This is a genomic window from Limnospira sp. PMC 289.06, from assembly GCF_032350395.1.
In the GTDB taxonomy this organism is placed as follows: Bacteria; Cyanobacteriota; Cyanobacteriia; order Cyanobacteriales; family Microcoleaceae; genus Limnospira; species Limnospira platensis.
In genome coordinates this window covers 1-362 of record NZ_JARPLC010000531.1, presented here as the reverse complement: position 1 = coordinate 362, position 362 = coordinate 1, and the positions used below count along the sequence as shown (strand labels likewise).

Genomic DNA, 362 nt, shown 5'->3' with positions numbered 1-362 from the left:
TTCCTACTTTTCCCCTTACTCTTTTGAGCGCAGCGTATCAACCTGTTTCGCTGCTCTATACTGATGATGGTTCAAGTCAGACATTCGGCTCACGCCTAATCATAGATGGTTGGCAGTGGTCTTTGTTCTGGTGTTAGGTTACACCTCGGAGCCTTCCGTTCCCCGCTTCAATCTGACGGGTTGTGTATCCTGAAACTGGGGGTGGCTATCGCCGTTACTCTCTACTCCCTGATTTCTCAGTTTGTTTATGACCTTGAGTTCCCTGCCTTGCTTAGATTTCTCCAAGCGTCGGGACATATAAACAGTTATGGGATGGTCAGGGTACGAGTCCCTTTTATTCCACCAAGGGGTGAAAGTACCAC

General features: G+C 48.3%; 1 protein-coding gene. It reads right to left on the bottom strand.

Translation table 11 applies throughout. The features are described from left to right. Positions 1 to 138 precede the first annotated feature (138 nt). Positions 139 to 362: hypothetical protein (locus P5674_RS26145; protein ID WP_315670514.1), on the bottom strand; the 224-nt coding region annotated here is incomplete at its 5' end.